Below are 21,627 nucleotides of genomic sequence, written 5' to 3' on the forward strand. Positions count from 1 at the left end.
GCCGCCTGCGATTCAGTCATTCTCCACACGATGCACACGACATCGGCGCAACCATGCCCGGGTCAGGAAGGACGGAATACGACGTGTCCAGTACAGGGGCAGGAAGATCGGACGTGGCGGTGGTCGCGGTGTTGGTCGCGGCAGGCGCCTGGCTGTCCGTCGCCTGGACCGGCCGACCGGGGGAACTGTCCGCGGTCTGGATACCCAGCGGCATTCTGTGTGCCTGGCTGTTGATGAAGCCGCATGCGGCGTGGCCGGCCTACTGCCTCGCGGGCGTGGCGGCGGACATGGCCGGGCAGGTCCTCGCCGGCGCTCCGGTGCCCCTCGCATCGATGCTGTCCGTCTGTCATCTGGTCGAGGTGCTGTGCGTCGCGTTCTTCATCCGGCGCAGCATTCCCGACATCCGCGACCCGCGGCACTGGGTCCATCTCGGCGGTGTCGCCACCGCCAGCACGCTGGCAGGCTGCCTGGTCTCGGGGTTGCTGGCATCGCTGGTCGGCCGCCCCTTCCTGGGCGCCGAGCCGGTCGAGGTCTTCGCCACGTGGTACGGCGCGCACGTGATGGGCATGGTGATCGCGGGCACCACCGCGCTGGTGATCCTGGTGGAGGGCGTCCGTGTCCTCGCCCCGCCGGGCCGGCGCACGGGCTTCATCCTCAGCCTGGTACTGGTGTGCCTGATGGGTGGATTCGCGTTCGTCTCCGACTACCCGTTGCTCTTCCTCACGTATCCGCCGTTGCTGCTCGGCGCATTCCGCCATCGCTTCGTCGGTGCCGCGGTCGGGGTGTCGCTGCTCGCCCTCATTGGCGTTTCATCGACGGCGGCGGGATACGGTCCGCTCGCCGAGGTCGCCGGCTCGAATCTGGCCTGGCGCATGGTGCTGTTGCAGTTGTATCTCGCCGGGGGGTGCCTGATCACCCTGCCGGTCGTGCTGGCGATGGCGGAGCGGGACCGGCTGACGGCGCGCGTGCGCGACAGCGAGCAACGGTATCGCTTGCTCGCGGACTACTCGGGCGATCTCGTGGTCAGGCTAAGTTCGACCGGCGAGCGCACCTACGTGTCGCCTTCGGCCCTCGAGATGCTCGGCTGGGCGCCCGAGGACATGCTGGGCACCCGCTGGGACCTCATCCATCCGGAGGACCGCGAGGCGCAGCGGCAGGCGATGCTGGAAGTCCTCGCGTCGGGACTGCCGCAGACGCACCGCTATCGCGTCCGGCACCGGGACGGGCGCTACGTGTGGACGGAAGTCGTCATGCGGTCCGCGCCCCGTGGCGGCACGGACGATGAGCGCGACCTGATCCTGTCGGGACGCGACATCAGCAAGCGCGTCGCCGCCGAGCAGGCGCTGGAGGCCAGCAGGCAGGAGCTTCAGCGGCTGACGATGATCGATGCGCTGACGGGCATCGCGAATCGGCGCCAGCTGGAGCATCGGCTCTCGCGGGCGATCGCCCGGTTGGGACAGGAAGGGAGCGCCGTGGCGCTGTTCTTCCTCGACATCGATCACTTTAAGGGCGTTAACGATACGCATGGCCATGCATCCGGCGACAGCGTGATCCGCATGTTCGCGCAGCGGCTGCAGGCGCATGCCGGGCTCGGCGGCCTCGTGGCCAGGCTGGGGGGCGACGAGTTCGTGATCCTGCTGGATGGCGACGTCACGTTGGCCGCCGCCTCGAAGATCGCCCGCAAGCTGCTGGTGGCCGTCAGGGCGCCCATGCGCGTGAGCGATCGCACGCTCACCGTGACGACCAGCATCGGGATGGCGTTCGCAGCGATCTCCGCCAGCGAGGACGATCTTCTGTCCGCAGCGGATGAGGCGCTCTACAAGGCCAAGGAACGGGGCCGCGACAGGTATGAAACCGCGATCGTCGGGGGCACGGCCTTGGTGGCGGACCGCGCGGACGGCGTGCCGCCGCACGGCGGACGGACCGGACAGCACAAGGGGCCTGGCAAAAAATGGGGGGCAGGATGACGGAAAGGACGGCGGGGTCGGCACCAGGGCGGGTCACGGTGGTGCGCTGGGTGGGCGTCTACCTGGGAGTGGTGATCAGCATCGGGTTGTTGTTCACCATCTTCCAGGACAGGAGCGCGCGGATCGACGCCGCGCGACGGCAGGGCATGGCGGTGACGGTGGGGGTGGACAGGCTCCTCCACTTCGAGATCCGCAACCTCGAGCGCGCGCTGCGCGGCATGGCCGTCGAGGCCGATGGATTCGCGCACGAGCGGCAGGACAGGAGCCGCTGGGATCTTCCGGGGGCCATCCGCGGCGTGATTTCCCGGCATGCCGAATTGCAGGACATCGATCTGTACGGTGCGGACGGGCAGGCGATCTACCAGGGCGTCACCGAATACGGTCAGGAGACGCTGCGCCTCGACGTGGCCGCCGCGCCGTCGCGCGCGCTGGGCGTGGGGCGGCTGGTGCAGGAGGGTCGCGCGGAGCCCATCGTCCCGCTGATGCTGCAGACGCCGGAAGGGAACTGGCTGGTCGCCCGCCTGCGCACGAGCGAACTGCAGCGGATGATCGAGGGCCTCGATGTGGGCGAGCAGGGCAGCGTCGGCATCCTCAGCCATGACGGCATCGTCCTCGCCCGCCGCGGCGTGGGCGGCGCGCACGTGGGAAGGCAGGTGCCGGTGCCCGCGGGCCTGACCCCGGGTTCGATGACCCAGCAGGATCTCGTCAGCCGGTTGGACGGCATCGAGCGCTTCGCCAGCTTCTCCGTGACGAGCGGGTATCCGTTCGTCGTGGCCGCAGGCATTTCGAAGCATGAGGCGCTGGCGCCCTGGCGCGACTACGCGCTCACCGCGATGAGCCTGCTGGCGCTCTACTGGTTGGGATCGCTCTACCTGATCCGTAAGACCGCCAGTTCCGAATCCTCCCGCGACCTCGCCCACGGCGAGCTCCAACGACATGCGGACTGGCTCGCCAAGGCGCAGGAGGCATCGCAGGCGGGCGTCTGGGCGATGGAACACGAAAGCGACTCCGTGCGGGCGTCGGCGCACGCCGCGCGGCTGTTCGGCTTCCCGCCCGTGCCCGCGATCCTGCGATTGGATGAGTTCTTCCAGCGCATGCATGGCGACGACCGGGAACGGGTGGAGCGAGCGTTCTCCGAGGCATGGGAAAGCGGCAGGCCTTTCCACGCCGAGTACCGCATCCTGTTGCCCGATGGCCGGCAGCGGTGGATCAACGCCCAGGGGGCCCTGGTTCGGGACGGCGACGACGTGCCGTTGATGACCGGCACCATCATGGACGTGACGGAGCGTCGGAACCAACAGGAACAGGTCGAGCGGACTGAAGCGCAGTTCCGCGAGCTGTTCGAGCTCAATCCGCTGCCGTTCTGGGTGTTCGACGTGCACACCCTGCGCCTTCTTGCGGTGAACGAGGCCGCGGTCCGTCGCTACGGCTACTCGCGCGATGAATTCCTCGGCATGACCATCCTGCAGATCCGCCCGCCCGAGGAGCAGGCGGGCGTCCACGAGAGCGTGCAGGAGAGCGTCGAGGAAGCGGTCGAGCCCCGCGACTCGTCGCGCGTCTGGATCCATGCGGCCCGGGATGGAAGGCGGATCCATGTGCGGATACACAGCAGCAGCATCAGTTTCGACGGCCGCGACGCGCGCCTGGTGCTGGCGGAGGACGTCAGCGGCCGCGTGGCGTACGAAGAGGATCTCGCCTGGCGCGCCGCGCACGACGAGAACACGGGACTGCTCAACGTGCGCACCTTCCTGCAACGGATGGAGCACGTCGGTGACGGCATCGCGGACGCGTCATACGCGGTCGTGCACGTCCAACTGCGCGATCTCGAGCTGGTATCGCCCATGCTCGGGCGCCACACGCGCGACGAGATCGTCGCGGCGATCGCCCAGCGGATCGCCCGCGTGAGCACGGCGTTCGGTCCCGTCGCGCACGCGCCCGCCGACGCCTTCCTGGTCGCGGCTCCCGAGGCCGAACGATGGGACGTCCTGGTGGATGCGCTGCGCGACGTCTTCGCGATGCCGGTGGTCTCGGAGTCCGGCAGCCATCGGGTCGAGGCCTGGATGGGCGTGGCGTTCCGGCAGCGGCCGGACCAGCGATGCGAAGAAGTGGTCGGCCATGCGGCGTTGGCCGCGCTGCAGGCGCGCGCCGAGAACACCCCGACGATGCACTACTCGGACGTCCTCGCGGAGCGGGCCAGCACGCGCGTGTCGATCGTCGGCCAGATGCGCAATGCGCTTTCGAACGGGGAGTTCGAGCTCTTCTTCCAGCCCATCCAGCGCGTGCGCGACGGGCGGGTGATGGCGGCGGAAGCCCTGCTGCGGTGGCGCTACGCAGAGGGCTACATGCCGCCGTCCACCTTCATTCCCTTGAGCGAAGAGTCGGGCCTGATCGTGCCCATCGGGGAATGGGTCATCGAGCAGGCAGCGCGGGCGCAGTCGATGCTGGCCGAGGCGGGCTTCGCCCACGTCGCCATCGCCATCAACGTGTCCGCCGTCCAGTTCATGGCGGGCTCGGTCCCCCGGCTGATCCGCGAAGCGGGCAGGCGCCATGGCCTCGCGCGCGGTGCCCTGCAGGTGGAGCTCACCGAAAGCGCGATGTTGAGAAGGCCCGATGCGGCGAAATTCGCGATGGAGGAGCTGCAGCACGACGGCGTCTGCGTATCGATCGACGACTTCGGCACCGGCTTCTCGAGCATGGCGTACCTGCGCGACCTGTCGCTGGACCACTTGAAGATCGATCGGAGCTTCGTGGCCCATGTCGACCAGGACCCGCGCAACGCATCGATCTGCCGCGCGCTGATCGCGCTGGGCAAGGGGCTGGACCTCAGCATCGTGGCCGAGGGCGTGGAGCGCGAAGAGGAACTGGCCTGGCTGTCCCAGCATGACGTGGACCACGTGCAGGGCTACTACATCGCACGCCCCACGCCCCTGGCGCCCTTCATCGACTGGCTCAATGCGCGGGTGGTACCGGCCGGCTCCTGAGCCTCGTCGCCGGCGTCACATCCGCCGCTGATCCCGTCCGCTACGCCTGAAAGCCCGACACGATCTCCAGCAGTTGGCCTGCCTGGTCCTGGAGGCTGTGCGCGGCGGCGGAGGCTTCCTCGACCAATGCCGCGTTCTGCTGCGTGTTGTGGTCGATGTGCGCAATGGCCTGGTTGATCTGCTGGACGCCGAGGTTCTGCTCCTGGGCCGCCTGGCTGATCTGCCCGATCAGCGTGCTCACGCGCACCACGCTGGCGACGATGTCTTCCATGTTGGTGCCGGCGCTTTCCGCCAGTCGACTGCCCGCATCCACCTTCTCCAGCGAGTCGCCGATGAGCTGCTTGATCTCCCGGGCAGCGCTCCCGCAGCGTTGCGCGAGCGAGCGTACCTCGCTGGCGACCACCGCGAATCCCCGGCCCTGCTCGCCTGCGCGGGCGGCTTCGACCGCGGCGTTGAGCGCCAGGATGTTGGTCTGGAACGCAATGCCGTCGATCACGCCGATGATGTCGGCGATGCGCCGCGACGAGGCGCTGATCTGCGACATCGTATCGGCGACGCCGCGCACGACCTGCCCCCCGCGCGACGCGACGTCCGCGGCGCTTACCGCCAGTTCGGCGGCGACCCGCGCGTTGTCGGCGGTCTGACGGACCGTCGCGCTGACTTCCGCCACCGAGGACGCGGTTTCCTCCACCGACGCGGCCTGCTGCTCCGTGCGTTGCGACAGGTCGCTGTTGCCGGCCGCGATGTCGCGCACGCCCATCCCCACGACCTCCGCGGCGCCCTTGATGTCGCGCACGAGGCCCGCCATCACCTCGACCAGGGCATTGATGCCCTGGCACAACTCGGCAACGGCACCGTCCTTGTCGGCGGTGGGCACCCGCAGGCTCAGGTCGCCCGAACGCGCCGCCTGCACGACGTGCCGGCTCTGGGCCAGGGCCGCCTGCAGGGCTTGTGTGCCACGCACCTGCGCCGTCACGTCCGTGGCGTACTTCACGACCTTCACCGGCTTTCCGGAGGCATCGAAGATCGGGTTGTACGAGGCCTGGATCCAGATTTCGCGCCCGCCCTTGCCATGGCGGAGATACTGTCCCGCGTCGTATTCGCCCCGGCCGAGTTTCTGCCAGAACGCGCGGTACGCGGCGCTGGCGCGATACGCGTCGTCCGCGAACATCGAATGGTGCCGGCCCTGGATGTCCTCCCATCGATACCCCATCGTGTCCAGGAAGTTCGCGTTCGCCGACAGAATCGTCCCCTCCAGATCGAACTCGATCACGGCCTGGGATTTGTTTATCGCGGCCAGCTGGCCCGCGTAGTCCGCCGCCCGGAGGGTCTCCGCCGTGATGTCGGTGGCGAACTTGATGACCTTGTACGGCTTGCCCTGTGCGTCGAGAACGGGGTTGTACGAGGCCTGGATCCAGACTTCGCGGCCGCCTTTTCCAAGGCGCTTGTACTGGCCCTCGTCGAACTCGCCGCGGCCCAGGCGCGCCCAGAACTGCCGGTACGCCGGACTCTCCGCCTGTTGTCCATCGACGAACATCCGATGGTGCCGGCCGACGATCTCCGCCAGGCTGTATCCCAGCGCCGCGAGGAAATTGGCGTTGGCGGTGAGGATGGTGCCGTCCAGATCGAACTCGATGACGGCCTGGACCTTGTGCAGCGCGTCGACCTGGGCCTGCAGCTCATCCAGGCGCGCGCGTGCCCGATCACCGGCATGCGATGCGGAAGCACGGATGCGGAACAGGTGCGCGACCCAGGTGCGCCATGCGAACGGCGACGACGCGTTGGCGGACGACAGGGTGGCTGCATGGCTCATGACGAGCGTTCCTCGAGTGCGTGCGGTGACGTGCAGGGTCGGATGAAAAACCTGCGTTTTTTGCGGGGCGCCTTCATAACGCGGCGCTGCATCTGCATAACGGCCATGCCAAGGTCATCTTGATATGACGTACCGTCGGTTTGCCCCGAATCACTAACGCGGGTGAGCGTGGCTTACGTGGTGCGCGCGGGCGTTGTAAGCGAGGTCTCATCGGGAGTGCGAAGACGTCCACACATCCCTTTTCTTCACTGCGCTCCACACACATCGCAATGCGGGGACGGCGCCGAAACGGATGCGCGGTTACAGGCGGCGTCCGGTGCCGAGGAGCAGCGAGTGACCGGCGAGCCGAACACCGGCACGCGTCAGGCGTTTCGCTCCGCTTCCGTTGGCGAGATCCTTCGCTTCAATCCCGAGAAAATCCCGCACGGGAGATCAGCCGCCCGCCCCGCCGCGCCTGCATCGACCCGCCAACGACCTGCGCGCGACGGCCTACCCGCGGGTCAGGACCTGCGAGGACTCGGTCCGGATCGCGCCGGAAACGTCGGTGGGGCAAGGGTCTCCGCCGCCATTGCGACGGATGGTGGCGTTCCGGCTCTTCATTCACCTTCATGAATCACCTCACATTTGTGACGGTCGTCTTGACCATGTGTGATTCGAATTACACAATTTGTCCCGTAGTCGGGGTATGCGGTCGTGCTTTGCCGGACGCATAAAGTTTGATCTACGCACCGCTTTTCGTGATCCCAGGCGCCTGAAAGGCCGGGTTGAAGAGCTGGCATCGCGGACGGCGATGGGTGCGGTACAGGGGAAATCCGAAGTGATGAAGCAATCTGGCCCGGCGGCAGGTGTCGCTGCGTGCGTACGTGCGAAATCTGAATTACCCCACGAGTTCCCTGCGCGAACCGCATCGCGGACGTCCCGGTCATGGCGACGGCTGGCCTTCTTCGCGCTGAGCTGCCTGGCGCCTGCGGCATGGGGCGCCGACCTGCAGATCAGCAACCTGTCCGACACCGGTTACGACCCGACCCCCGTAGGAGGGCAGGTCGTCTATCACGTGGTGGTCGAAAACGGCGATATCGATACGGTCTCCGATGCCGTTGCGCTGTTCGACCTGCCCGCCGGCGCAACCCCGGCCCCGTTGCCCGCCTTCTGCGCGAGCCTGGGCGGTTCGCCGGTGCGGATCCGCTGCGACATCCCCACGCTGACGCAGGCGTCGTCGTCGGCCGCTTTCGATATCCAGATGAATACCGCCGGGATGACGGCCGGTACCGTGCAGATCCACGGTGCGGTCGGCTTCGCCGGCGCGCTGCCCGGCGCAGGCGAATCGCTCAACGCGTTGTCGCCGACGCACCCCTTCTACGGCAGCGACAGCGACACCGACAACAATCACCTGAGCCAGGGCACCACCCTGCAGCAGTCCGGCGATCTGCGTCTGGTCAAATCGGCGACGCCTTCGCCGGTGATCGGCGGCGGTGAAGTGACGTACACGCTGCAGGTATTCAACGACGGCCCCGATGCATCGGCCGGCTTCAATGTCGTGGACACGCTGCCCGCCGGCGTCAGCCTCGTGGCCGGCAGCTTCCTGGGAACCGGTTGGACGTTCAACACGGGCACGATGACGGCGACCCATGCCGGCTCGCTCGCCAACGGCGCCAGCAGTTCCTTCAGTTTCCGCGCCAAGGTCAACGTCGGCAGCGGCAACATCACCAATGCAGCGGTGGTGAACGCGGGCGCGATGCCCGATCCGAACGTGGGCAACAACACCGCGGACGTGACCACGCCGGTCACGCCCGGTGCCGACCTGATGATCAGCAAGAGCGCCAATCCGGCGCCGGCGATCGCGGGCGAACCGATCACCTTCAACATCCAGGTCCGCAACCTGGGCCCCAGCGCGGCGACCAACCCGCGCTGGACCGATACCCTGCCCGCCGGCTTCCTCGTCACCGGCGGCAACCAGCCCGCGGGCTGGACCTGCACCACCAGCGCGGGCGACACGGTGCGCGGCTGCGTGCTTGCGGGCGATCTGGCGGTGGGCTCCATCGTCAACTTCACGATCCAGGCGACGGTGCCGTCCAACGGCGCCAACAGCAGCGGCAACGTGACCAACACGGCCACGGTGACGTCGGACACGGCCGACGCGGTGTCGACGAACAACACCGGCAGCACCACCTTCAGCGTCGTGCCGGATGGCGCCGACCTGGGACTGGCGAAGAGCAAGGCGCCGGCGCTGGTCGCGATCTGGCCGGGCACCGGCGACGACAGCGACAGCCGCATGACGTCGACCATCGCGGTGCACAACTACGGTCCGCGCGCCGCCACCGGCAATGTCCGCGTGGTGGATACGCTCGCGCCGGGCGAGGAATACGTCAGCGGCGGCAACACGGGCGAGTGGACCTGCTCGGTCGCGCCCCCGGCGTGGAATGCCGGCGGCCCGACCCAGGTCGTCACCTGCGACCTGGATCCGTCCCGCTATCCGCTGGCGAGGAACCAGGACGCACCGGACCTGCGCATCATCACGCGCGCCCGCACGGCCGACATCGCGCTGACCAACAACGCCTGCACCGGCGGTTCCGGCGGCTCGCTCGAGCCGCTCACCGGCAGCATCGACGAAGACCGCAACACGACCAACGACTGCGCCGGCGACGGCACGCGCACGACCAACGATCGCGTCGACCTGCAGCTCGAGAAGTGGACCAACGCGCCGGGCGCGGGCGACAACACGATCGCCGTCGGCGTGGACAGCTTCACCTACACGCTGCGCGTCACCAACCTGGCCATCACCGATGCGGTGCCCGCCACCGGCATCGTGGTCAACGACACGCTGCCCGGCTTCGTGCCGGCCTCCAACGGCCTGCCCAGCACGGGCATCTCGGTCAGTGCGCCCGCCGGCTGGAACTGCCCGGTCAGCGGCGCCTCGATCGTCTGCCGTTCGAACGCGACGGCGCTGGCGCCCGGTGCGTTCGCCGACATCGTCATCACCGTCTCCCGCCCGCTGTTCGACAGCGTCGGCCAGAGCCCGGGCAGCTGTGGCGCGGGCGCGCCCGCGTCCGGTGCGTTCTGCAACACCGCCGGCGTGGCGGTGGACCCGGCCGTGCCGGACTCGGTCGGCGAGGTCAACGGCGCCAACAACCAGGCCAGCGACTGGGTGCGCATCGAGCGCGAAGCGAACATCCGCACCACCGCCAAGAACATCACCACCGGTAATGTCGGCCGCGCGGGCGTGAACACCCAGTACGTGATGTCCTACCTCAACGAAGGTACGGCGTCCGTGCCTGGCGTGGTCTTCCGCGACACCTTCACGATTCCCGCGAACGATGCCGGCTTCGTGCTCGTGTCGGCCACGCGCACCCCCGGCACGGTGGCCTGTACGGCGACGCCGGCAGGTGGCCTCACCGCCATCAACACCGCGGGCGGCATGTCGTACGCCAACCCCACCGGCGCACCGCTGCAGCTGGCGATCGAATGCCCTGCGCTGTCGATGTCGCACCGGCAGGGCGAAGACCTGCGGGTGACCATCCGCCCGAACGTCAACAGCGGCAACAATCCCGCCGGACGCCAGTTCGACAACATCGCGGGCTTCAGCATCGCGGGCGGCGCGACCGGCAGCGACGCCAACGGCGCGTACGACTACAACACCGACACGTCGGCGGCCGACGACCAGAAGACCGCCTCGCTGACGTTCCAGCAGGGCGTGGCCGACCTGATCGTCAACAAGACCGATCTCGGGTTCACCGGCGGCGTCGACCCGCTGGGCTACGACGCCCTCAATCCCGCCAACAACCTGATCACCTATCGCATCTCGGTGCGGAACGTCGGTCCGTCCGTGGCGACGAACGTCCGCATCCACGACACCTACCGCGTGCCGAACGGACGCCAGGTGCGTTTCATGGGCATCGCACCGGGCCCCATCGGCGGTCCGTCCGCCGGCTTCAGCACGGCGGGCTGCACGGTCTCTTCGGCGAATCCGTTCACCGGCACCGGCACGACGCCCGCCGATACCGGACTGGTCATCGATTGCGACGTGCCGGGCGCGGGCTTCGGCGCCAGCGACACGGCCGGTATCCTCGGCGTGAACGCGACCAGCTACGTCTACGTGCAGTACCGCTACGAGACGCCGCCCGGCGCCAGCGGCGACACCGCCCGCAACTACGTGGACGTGTCGGGCGCCGAAACCGATCTGAACACCGCCGACAACAGCGTCGACGAGCAGACCTCGATCCGTGCCCGCGCCGACGTCGGCGTGACCAAGCACGTGTTCACCGAATTGCCGAACAGCGACCCCGATGTCGCGTTGCCCGCGTCGCCGGCGACGACGGTGGCCTTGCGCCAGCCGTTCTACTGGGTGATCGAGGGCGCCAACAACGGTCCCGGTGCCAGCCTGTCGCGCGACCGCACCGGCACCAGTCCGTTGAACGGCACGGGTACGGTGATCGCCGACACCCTGCCGGCGGGCCTGGAAATCCTCGGCAGCGCCACGTGGCAGAAGAAGGGTCCGCCCGCCGGCGGCGACGAAGTGCCCAACGGCACCGGCGCCTGCACGGCCGTCGGACTGGCGCTGACCTGCCGCCTGGGCGACATGACGGTGACCGGCAAGGTCCGCGTCGTCATCCCGGTGCGCTGGACCACCTATCCCGGCGTCGCGGCGCAGATCAACACCACCAGCATCACCACCGAGCAGGTGGATCCGAACCAGGGCAACAACACGGGCACCGAGGACATCCTCGTCACCCGTTCGTCGCTGGCCGGCGTGGTGTTCCAGGATCGCAATCGCGCGGGCGCCAACGGCGGTACCCACCAGGGTGTCGGTACCGAACCCGGCATCGCCGGCGTGACCATCACGCTGACCGGCACCGATGCCTACGGCAATGCCGTCAGCCGCACCGCGGTCACGGCCACGGGCGGTACCTACAGCTTCACCGACCTGTCGCCGGCGAACGCCTCGGGCTACACGCTGACGCAGACGCAGCCGGCCGGCTATGTGAACAGTCCGTCCGCACTGCCCACCACGGGCGGCAGCGAGCCGTCCGTGGGCGGCACCTACAGCGCGGGCTCCCCGAACTCGGTGATCGCCGCCATCCCGGTCGGCGCCAACGACACCGGCGTGCGCTACAACTTCCCGGAAGTGCGCCGTCCCTCGCTGTCGGGCTTCGTCTACATCGACGGCAACTTCAGCAACATGCGCGAAGGCAGCGACGGCGCCATCGCGGGCGCGACGGTCGAACTGTTGAACGCCGGCACCGGTGCCGTGGTGGCGACCACCACGACCAATGCGTCCGGCGCCTACAGCTTCACCAACCTGGATCCGCTGATCGTCTACACGCTGCGCGAGGCCCTGCCCGCCGGCAATTACCAGAACCGCCAGACGGCAGTGAACGCCGGCCTGATCGGCGGCGTGGCATGCGCCACCGGCTGTACGCCGGGCACCGGTGTCGGCGGTGATGCCGCGACGACCGACCGCATCAGCGCCATCGACCTCGGCGCCGGCACGGACGGCACCGTGTTCAACTTCGGCGAAGACGCCGTGGCCGGCATCAGCGGCAGCGTCTACGTCGATCGCAACGGCAACGGCGACTTCGACGCCGGCGACGCGGGCGCGACGCACTCGCGTCCCAACGGTGGCCTGCAGGGCGTGACTGTGACGCTGACCGGCGCGGGCGCCGACGGCATCTTCGGCAACGGCGACGATCCGGCGCCGGTGACGCTGCAGACCGATGTCAACGGTGCGTACCAGTTCACCGGTCTCGTGGTCGGGCAGAACTACCGGGTGACCGAGACGCAGCCGGACGGCTACGGCAACGGCACCGAGAACGCCACCAACGTCATCGACGTCAACGCGCTGCCGTCCGTGGGCGTGACGGGTCGTGACTTCGGCGAAACGCTGGGTTCGCTGGCGGGCGCGGTGTTCGAGGATTTCTCGACCACGCCAGCCAACAACAACAACGGCAGCTTCGACGGCGGCGAGAACCCGATCGCCAACGTGACGCTCACGCTGACCGGCACCGACCGGCTGGGCAACGCGGTCAACGTCACCGTGCAGACCAACGCGAGCGGCGCGTACGTGTTCCGCGACCTGCTGCCGCCGCAGGCCGGCACCACGTACACGATCACCGAAACGCAGCCCACCGGTTACATCGACGGCCGGCATGCGCCGGGCAACGCGGCCACGCCGGGCACGGCGACCACCGCGAACGTCATCGACGGCATCGCGATCAACGCAGGCCAGGCGGCGACCGGCTATCTGTTCGGCGAACTCGCCAACGCGATCATCAGCGGCACGGTGTACCTGGACCGCGATGACGACGGCGACCGCGACGCGGGCGAACCGGGTATCCCCGGCGTCACCGTGGTGATCGAAGGCGCGGGCCCGGATGGCGTGTTCGGCACGCCGGACGACCTGCCGCCGGTCACCCTGACCACCGACGCGAACGGCGGCTACAGCTATGGCGGTGCGATCACCGGCCAGAACTACCGCATCGTCGAAACCCAGCCGACCGGGCTGGCGAACGGCCAGGAAAATCCGACCAACACCATCGTCGTCACCAACCTGCCGGCGAGCGGTTCCAGCGGCAACGACTTCGGCGAGCGCGCGGCATCGCTGTCGGGCAACGTGTGGCTCGATGCGAACAACAACGGCGTGCGCGATGCGGGCGAGAACGGCATCGCCGGCGTCAGCGTGTCGCTGCCGGCCGGCACCGTGGATGCGCTGGGCAATGCGGTGGCCGCGATCGTCACCGACGCCAACGGCAACTACCGTTTCGACGATCTGCTGGCGGGCACCTATACCGTCAGTGAGCAGACCGCGCAGCCCGTGGTGGGCGGCGTGACCACGATCAACGGCACCACCGTGGCCGGCACGATCGGCGGCAGCCCCAGCGGCACCGCCACGCCGGTGGCCACCGTGCCGAGCGCGGTGTCGGGCATCGTGCTGCCTGCGGGCGGCGCGTCGATCGGCAACAACTTCGGCGAGACCTTGGGCGTGGCGCTGTCCGGCCGCGTGTTCTTCGATGCCAACAACGACGGTGCCCAGTCCGGCGCGGCGGAGACCGGCATCGACGGCGTGACCATCACGCTGACCGGCACCGACGACACCGGCGCGGAGGTCTCGCTCAGCACCACCACCGACGCCAACGGCGACTACACGTTCGAAGGCCTGCGTCCGGGCACCTACACGGTGACCGAGCCCACGCAGCCGGCCGGCACCAGCAACGGTCAGACCGTGGCCGGCACGATCGGTGGCACGCCGTCGGGCACCGCCACGCCGATCACCACCGTGCCCAGCGCGATCAGTGCGATCGACCTGACCACGCCGGGCGCGAGCTCGATCGGCAACAACTTCGGCGAGATCCCGCTCAACAGTTCCATCGGCGGCCGCGTGTGGCGTGATGCCGACAACGACGGCGTCATCGATCCGTCCGAAACCGGCATCGGCAATGTGGTCGTGCGCCTCAGCGGCACCGACCTGGCCGGCAACACCATCACCCGCGAAGTGACCACGCAGCCGGATGGCACCTACGCCTTCACCGAACTGCCGCCGGGCACGTACACCATCACCGAACCCGAGCAGCCCGCGGGTACGTTGAACGGCATCACGAACGCCGGCACCGGGGGGGGCACCGCGACGCCGCCGACCTCCACGCCTTCCGTCATCAGCGCCATCACACTGGGCGTGGGCGAGGACGTCAGCGGCAACGACTTCGGCGAAGTGCCGGCCGGTGCGATCAGCGGCCGTGTCTACAACGACGGCAACAACAACGGCGTGATCGATGCGGGCGAGGGTGGCTACGCGAACGTGCAGGTGGTGCTGACCGGCACCGACGACCTGGGCCAGGCCGTCAACGTCACCGTCACCACCGATGCCGATGGCCGCTACCGTTTCGACGATCTGCGTCCGGGCACGTACACCGTGACCGAACCCACGCAGCCGGCGGAGACGCTCAACGGCATCACCAGCGCGGGCACCCTCGACGGCACCGTCGTCGGCACCGCGACGCCGGTGACGACCACGCCGTCGGCGATCAGCGGCATCGTGCTGCCGCCGGGTGGCGAGTCGGTCGACAACAACTTCGGCGAGATCGGCGATTCGCCCGACCTGGTGGTCAGCAAGACCGCCACGCCGGCCATCTTCACGGTCAACAACACGGCCACCTACACGCTGCGCGTACGCAACATCGGGCAGCAGCCCAGCGCGGGCGAATACGTGGTGGAAGACCGCCTGCCCACCGGGCTGACGCTCGCCGCGGCACCCGCGGGCGCGGGCTGGACCTGCACCGCGGCACCGGGCGAAGACCGTTTCCGCTGCGCCAGCAGCACGGTGATCGCCGCGGGCGCGACGTCGGCCGACAGCATCATCGCGCAGGTGCGCGTGGCGGCTTCCGCCGCGACGGGATCGCCGGTGAACAACGCGGTGATCGTCGAAGGCGGCGGCGAGAACGAGTTCCGCACGCCGACGCCGGACGAACGCGCCGACTTCGAAGGCAACCCGGGCGACCTGCCAGTGTGCGACCCGGCGATCACCCAGAACGTGTGCCGCCTGCCCACGCCGGTGCAGTTGTCGGCCTCGGTGTCGGGCACGGTGTGGTTCGACCAGGGCAGCGACTTCGGCCGCATCGACGGCGGTGATCGCCGCCTGTCCGGCTGGATCGTCGAAGTCGTGAACGCAGGCGGCCAGGTCGTCGGGTCGGCGACCGCCGGTGTCGATGGCACGTACTCGATCGCCGACCAGGTGCCCGGCGTGCCGCTGAGCATCCGCTTCCGCGACCCGGCCACGGGCGTGGTGTGGGGCCTGCCGGTCAGCGGCGACACGATCGCCGGTGCGCCGGTGCCGTGCGATGCGAACACCGCCATCGCCAACGGCACCGCCAGCTCCTGCCGCAGCAACGAGGGCGGCAACACGCACCTGGCCGTCGTGCTGGCGCCGGGTGCGAACCTGCCGCAGCAGAGCCTGCCGCTGAATCCCGGCGGCGTGGTCTACGACGCGACGACGCGCACGCCGGTCCCCGGTTCGCGCGTCACCCTGACGCCGATCGGCACCTGTGCCGGCTATACGCCCGAGCAGCACGTGCTGAACGCCGCGCTGGGGGGTTACACGGTGCAGGGCACGTCGATATCGATGACGGTGGGTGCGGAAGGCTTCTACCAGTTCCTGCTGGGTCCGGACGCGCCCGCGACGTGCCGCTTCCAGCTGGCGGTGACGCCGCCGGCGGGTTACGCGTTCGAGTCCGGCATGATCCCGGCGGAAACCTCGTCGCTGACGCCGCCGTCCACGCCGGGCGAAGGCTACCCGGTGCAGACGAATGCGACCGCGCCGACCGGCCCGGTGGGCACGTCGACGACGTACTACCTGGAGCTGACCCTGGGCTCGGGCGTGGCGGTGCCGGTGCACAACCATATCCCGCTGGACCCGCAGATCGCGCCCGGCCTGGTCATCACCAAGACCGGCGACCGCAAGACGGTGGAAGTGGGTGACAGCCTGGTCTACACGATCACCATCCGCCAGACCGCGGGTGCGGCGATGGGCACGGTCAACGTCATCGACCGCCTGCCGCACGGCTTCACCTACATCGACGGTACCGCGCGCGTCGACGGCGCCGGCATCGACAATCCGCTCGGCAAACCGGGCCCGACGCTGGTGTTCGACGTCGGTGCGCTCGCGGTCGGCCAGCAGAAGGTGCTGACGTACCGCGTGCGCGTCGGCGTGGGCAGCCAGCAGGGCGACGGCATCAACCGTGCGCGCGCCCATGGCTGCTCGATCGACGGCGGCTGCGTCGACCCGACCACGCTGACGCCGTACCCGAACGGGGGCGTGGTGCCGTCCAACCCGGCCGAGTACCGCGTGATCATCAGCGGCGGCGTGTTCGCCGATGAAGGCTGCGTGCTGGGCAAGATCTTCGTGGACTGCAACGTCAACCACGTGCAGGACAAGGAAGAACTCGGCATCCCCGGCGTACGCATGTACTTCGAGGATGGCACCTGGATGGTGAGCGACTCGGAAGGCAAGTACAGCTACTGCGGCCTGCCGCCGAAGAGCCACACGCTGAAGGTCGATCCGTCGACCCTGCCCGTGGGTTCGCGCCTGACCACCAGCAGCAACCGCAACCTGGGCGACGCGGACAGCCTGTTCATCGACCTCAAGAACGGCGAGCTGCACCGCGCCGACTTCATCGAAGGCAGCTGCTCCAACCCGGTGATCGAGCAGGTCAAGGCGCGCCGCACGCAGGGCGAGATCCGCGCGCCGGAAACCGAGCGCAACCAGCAGCCGCTGCGTTTCGAGAGCAAGCCGGCGCGTGCCCCGCAGCAGGGCACCGACTCGGCCAACCAGCGGCCGATCGTCGAACCCAGGCCTACGACGAGCGCGCCGACCGGCACGGATGACATGCGCAACGGGGAGGTGCAGCCATGAGCCGCTCCGCCCCGCGTCCGTCGACCTTCATGGAATCCCGTGCCATGCGCGCATCGCGTCCTTCGTTCCACCCCCTCGCGCTGGCGCTGGCCCTGGCGGTGACGCCGGCGCTGGTACAGGCGCAGGCCGTGTCCGGCGACCAGCGTTTCACGCCAGTCCTCGGCCAGGCCACGCCGCTCTATCCGCAGTCGCCCGAATCGCGGGACCGCGCGCCGCAACCGTTGTACGCACAGCCCGGCAACGTCGACTACAGCGTCAACGCGGGCGTGGACCGCGTCGTGGTCGAGGTCGACCGCGATGGCGTGCCCGCCGACGGGCAGTCGCCGGTGAAGGTCGTCGTGCAGCTGTACGGTGCCGATGGCAAGCCGATGGCCGGCGACGCTTTCGCCACCATCGAGCACAGCGGCGGCCGCATCAAGCTGGCCGATGGCCGCACGGATGAATTCGGTCCGGGTCGCCTCGACGCCGACGACGTCACGCCCGGCATCCAGTTGCCGGTGCACAACGGTCGCGCGGAATTCGAACTGCTGGCACCGCACGACCCGCAGGACGTGCTGTTGCGGGTGACCTCGGGCGGCCACAGTGCCGAGGGCGTGATCGGCTTCGTGCCGGAGATGCGCGAGCTGATCGCCACGGGCCTGATCGAGGGCGTCATCAACTTCCGCCGCAAGGGCGACAGCCTGATCAACGGCACCCAGCAGGGCGATGGCTTCGAGCGCGAGATCCGGCGCTGGGAGAAGAAGTTCAACAACGGCAAGGCCAATGGTGCCGCGCGCGCCGCGTTCTTCGTCAAGGGCACGATCAAGGGCGAGTACCTGCTGACCGCGGCCTACGACTCGGACAAGGACGTGCGGGCGCGCCTGCTGCGCGACATCCAGCCGGAGGAGTTCTACCCGGTGTACGGCGATGCGTCGTTGCGCGGCTTCGATGCGCGCTCGGCCGAGCGCCTGTACGTGCGCGTGGACAAGGACCGCAGCTACCTGCTGTACGGCGATTTCCAGACCGGCGACAACATCGCCACCCAGACCGGCGTGGATTTCGGCATGCGGGCAGGCCCGCGCGTGCTGGGTACCTACAACCGCACCGCGACCGGCCTGGGCTGGCATTTCGAGAATGCGCGCGTACGCGGCAACGTCTTCGCCATCGAGGACTCGCTGCGCCAGGTCATCGAGGAACTGCCGGCCGCCGGCAGCGGCCCCTACGGCCTGCGCAACAACGCGGTGCTGGAAGGCAGCGAGCGGGTGGAGGTGGTCGTGCGCGATCGCAACCAGCCGTCGCGCATCGTCTCGGTGCGTCCGCTGGGCCGGCTGGTCGACTACAGCTTCGAGCCGTTCTCCGGCCGCATCCTGCTCAACAGCTTCCTGCCTTCCTTCGACAGCGACCTCAATCCGGTATCGCTGCGCATCACCTACGAACTGGACCAGGGCACCGAGAAGTTTCTGGTGCTGGGCGCGGACGCGCAGCTGCGCGTGGGCGAACGCGGTGAGATCGGCGGTTCCTACGTCGACGACCGCAATCCCTTCGCGGCGTTCGAAATGGGCAGCGCCAACATCGGCTACAAGCTCGGCGCCAACACCTGGCTGGTGGCCGAAGCCGCGCGTACGCGCAGCGAGGTCAACACCAACAGCGTCAACCAGTACGGCACGCCGGGACTGCAGGGCCTGAGCGGATTGGTGGAAGGCGATGCGTGGCGCGTCGAGCTGGGCCATGCGGGCGAAGCGCTGAGCCTGAAGCTGTTCGCCGGCCAGTCCGATCCGGCGTTCAACAACCCGGCCTCGCCGCTGTACGGCGGCCGCGGCGAGTACAGCCTGACCACGCGCTGGCGCGTCAACGAGCGCTTCGAGTTGTATGCCGAAGGCCTGCGCAGCGAGGACCGCAACCCCGATGGCGGCGAACGCGATGCCGCCAGTGCGGGCACGCGCGTGAAGCTCACCGACCGGCTCACCTTGGATGTCGGCTATCGCGCCATCCGCGAGACGGTCGGCGCGTACTACACGTGGGCCACCAGCAGCGGCTACGGCAACATCGGTGGCCTCACGGGCGGTTACGCCACCGGTTCCGGCGGGGGCGCGCTCGGCTACGGCCAGCAACCGCTGGATCCGCTGACCGGCCTGCCGATCATCAGCAGCGGCAACCCCAACGATGTGGCCACTGGCCTGCCGGTGGGCACCGAGCTGTCGTCGGACATGCTGCGCATCGGCCTGGGCTACCGCGCCAGCGATCGCTTCAGCCTCGGCGGCGAAGTGGAGCAGGACATCCACGGCGAGGACCGCAACCGCGTGGCGCTGGGCATGGACTACCAGTTGCGCGAACGCAGCCGCATCTACGGCCGCTACGAGAAGCAGACCGGCATCAGCGGTGTGAACGGCCTGACCCAGGACGGGCGCGAGGCGGACACGGTGGCACTGGGCGTGGACACCAGCTTCATCAAAGACACGCAGCTGTTCTCCGAGTACCGCCTGCGCGATGCCATCGCCGGCCGCGACATCCAGGCCGCCTCGGGCATGCGCAACCGCTGGGACCTGCGCGAGGGCCTGCGCCTGGATACGACGCTGGAGCACACCAACGTCATCTCGGGGAACATCGGCGACTCCACCGGCATCGGCTTCGCGCTGGACTACAGCGCCAATCCGCTGTGGCGCGGCAACGTGCGCCTGGAGCACCGGATCTCCGACGACGTCGCCGGCACACCGACCAACGAGGCCTACAACACCACGCTGCTGCAGTTCCTGGCCGCGCGCAAGTTGAGCCGCGACTGGACGCTGCTGGCGCGCAACTACCTGTTGCGCACTGAGTACGACGCGCGCGGCGACGTGTTGCAGGACCGCTTCCAGATCGGCGCGGCCTACCGCGACACCGACACCAACCGCGTCAACGCGCTGGCCCGCTACGAGTACAAGCTGGAGAAGGACGAGAGCGGCATGGACGGTTCCGGCTTCGGCTCGGACACCGGCCAGGACATCCGCAGCAGTGCGCACATCGTCTCGGCGCACGCGGACTGGCATCCGTCGCGTCCGTGGTGGCTGACCGGGCGGGTGGCGGCGAAGTGGCAGCAGGACAGCTTCTTCTACGCCGACACCGGTCGCGTCGACGACGACTTCAACGCCGTGCTGCTGTCCGGCCGCATCGTCTACGACATCACCGAGAACTGGGACATCGGCGTGCTGGGCTCGACGTTCCGCGGTCAGGACGGCGCCAACCAGTATGCGTTCGGCATGGAAGTGGGCCGCCTGTTGCGGCAGAACCTGTGGCTGTCGGTGGGCTACAACGCCACCGGCTTCCGCGGCGACGACGACCTGACCGGTTACGAGTACACGCAGCAGGGCGCGTTCATCCGCCTGCGCTTCAAGTTCGACGAAGACCTCTTCCGCAGGGAAGACGCCCGCTACCGCGATCCGGTGCGCTGAGGATTACCGACATGACCCACACGAAAACCTCCCTTCTGTGCGCCGCCGTGCTGGCTGGCCTCGTTTCCACCGCGCATGCGCAGCAGACGCAGCTGACGCCGGCGCGCGACCGCATCACCGACGAGGCGATCCATGCCGACCTGTCGGGCTACGAGCACACCCAGGGCCGCATCCAGGCCTTGAACGACGGCGGCCGTCCGGTCCGCGACTACCACCTGTCGAAAGCGCAGTGCTGGCTGGACGTCTCCTTCCACGAGTATTCGCGCAATGACCGCAGCGCCTTCCCGCAGGAAGCGCTGACCGAGTCCGAGAAACTCATCGTGGGCATGGAGCAGGGCGTCTCGCCGCTGCCGACCGATACGCCGCTGGTCAATGGCGCCGCGCGCGTGCGCGAGGACCTGTGGAAGCGCCTGGGCGCGATCCACGGCACCCCCGGGTTCGCCTGCGCGCAGCAGGCCGTCGCGTGCGGCGAAGTGGAACTGGTCCACGCCGGCAACGAGTTCAACCAGCAGCAGTGGCGCCACGCCAAGCCGTACATCCAGATCGCCGAAGACTGGGTGAGCGATGCCGAAGCGCTGTCGCGCCAGTGCGGTGCCACGCCGGCCACGCCCGCCGGGCTGCCCGCGGACACGGTGCTGACGGCGAACGTGCTGTTCGAGTTCGACCGCTCCGGTCGCACCGACATCCGCGCTTACTCGTTGCAGAGCCTGGATCGCGAACTGGCCCACGTGCGCGAGGAAGGCCTGACCCTGGCCGGCATCGAGCTGGTGGGCCATGCCGATCGCCTGCAGGGCCGCGGCCACGACTACAACCAGGCGCTGTCCGAGCGTCGCGCGCAGACCGTGCGCGCGCTGCTGATCGAACGCGGCATCGATGCGACCCACGTGACCTACAGCTTCAAGGGCGATGGCGAGCAGGTCCAGCAGTGCGACGGCGTGAAGCCGCAGGCCGCGCTGCGCGAATGCCTGATCCCCAACCGTCGCGTCGAAGTGCGATTGAAGGTCGCGCGCTGACCGACAGGGTCAGCGCATCGTAGGGCGAGGACGTCCCGGCGCGGGGC

Annotated in this window: 6 protein-coding genes; 5 read left to right on the forward strand and 1 reads right to left on the reverse strand. The window is 68.8% G+C overall.

From position 1 onward, the window contains the following. Positions 1-113: 113 nt before the first annotated feature. Both BLT45_RS03140 and BLT45_RS03145 read left to right on the forward strand, forming a co-directional pair. On the forward strand, positions 114-1,967 hold the full coding sequence (locus tag BLT45_RS03140) for a sensor domain-containing diguanylate cyclase (RefSeq protein WP_175455708.1): 1,854 nt from the start codon (positions 114-116) through the stop codon (positions 1,965-1,967). Then, a complete protein-coding gene (locus BLT45_RS03145) occupies positions 1,964-4,948 on the forward strand; it encodes a bifunctional diguanylate cyclase/phosphodiesterase (RefSeq protein ID WP_175455709.1) in 2,985 nt (994 codons plus the stop codon). The genes BLT45_RS03140 and BLT45_RS03145 overlap by 4 nt, the downstream gene beginning before the upstream one ends. 40 nt (positions 4,949-4,988) lie before the next feature. On the opposite strand, the gene BLT45_RS03150 is transcribed toward BLT45_RS03145, so the two are convergent. Next, positions 4,989-6,761, reverse strand: a complete 1,773-nt coding sequence (locus BLT45_RS03150) for a methyl-accepting chemotaxis protein (protein ID WP_093295054.1) — start codon at positions 6,759-6,761, stop codon at positions 4,989-4,991. A gap of 820 nt (positions 6,762-7,581) precedes the next feature. Between BLT45_RS03150 and BLT45_RS03155 the strand changes: the two genes are divergently transcribed. Genes BLT45_RS03155 through BLT45_RS03165 form a run of 3 tightly spaced genes read left to right on the forward strand, consistent with a single transcriptional unit; the run spans position 7,582 to position 21,580 of the window. Next, the gene (locus tag BLT45_RS03155; protein WP_175455710.1) at positions 7,582-17,160 is read left to right on the forward strand and encodes an SdrD B-like domain-containing protein; all 9,579 of its coding nucleotides are present in this window, start codon (positions 7,582-7,584) and stop codon (positions 17,158-17,160) included. Next, a complete protein-coding gene (locus BLT45_RS03160) occupies positions 17,157-20,567 on the forward strand; it encodes a TonB-dependent receptor (RefSeq protein WP_093295060.1) in 3,411 nt (1,136 codons plus the stop codon). Before BLT45_RS03155 ends, BLT45_RS03160 begins: the two co-directional genes overlap by 4 nt. 11 nt (positions 20,568-20,578) lie before the next feature. Then, on the forward strand, positions 20,579-21,580 hold the full coding sequence (locus BLT45_RS03165; RefSeq protein ID WP_093295063.1) for an OmpA family protein: 1,002 nt from the start codon (positions 20,579-20,581) through the stop codon (positions 21,578-21,580). The last annotated feature ends 47 nt before the right edge of the window (positions 21,581-21,627 follow it).

It is taken from the genome of Pseudoxanthomonas sp. CF385 (assembly GCF_900104255.1).
Taxonomy (GTDB): Bacteria; Pseudomonadota; Gammaproteobacteria; order Xanthomonadales; family Xanthomonadaceae; genus Pseudoxanthomonas_A.

What these genes read in the sequence shown, in the direction of transcription:
- BLT45_RS03165 (WP_093295063.1), top strand. Translation starts at nt 20,579, where the DNA reads ATGACCCACACGAAAACCTCCCTTCTGTGCGCCGCCGTGCTGGCTGGC.
- BLT45_RS03145 (WP_175455709.1), top strand. Translation starts at nt 1,964, where the DNA reads ATGACGGAAAGGACGGCGGGGTCGGCACCAGGGCGGGTCACGGTGGTG.
- BLT45_RS03150 (WP_093295054.1), bottom strand. Translation starts at nt 6,761, where the DNA reads ATGAGCCATGCAGCCACCCTGTCGTCCGCCAACGCGTCGTCGCCGTTC.
- BLT45_RS03155 (WP_175455710.1), top strand. Translation starts at nt 7,582, where the DNA reads ATGAAGCAATCTGGCCCGGCGGCAGGTGTCGCTGCGTGCGTACGTGCG.
- BLT45_RS03160 (WP_093295060.1), top strand. Translation starts at nt 17,157, where the DNA reads ATGAGCCGCTCCGCCCCGCGTCCGTCGACCTTCATGGAATCCCGTGCC.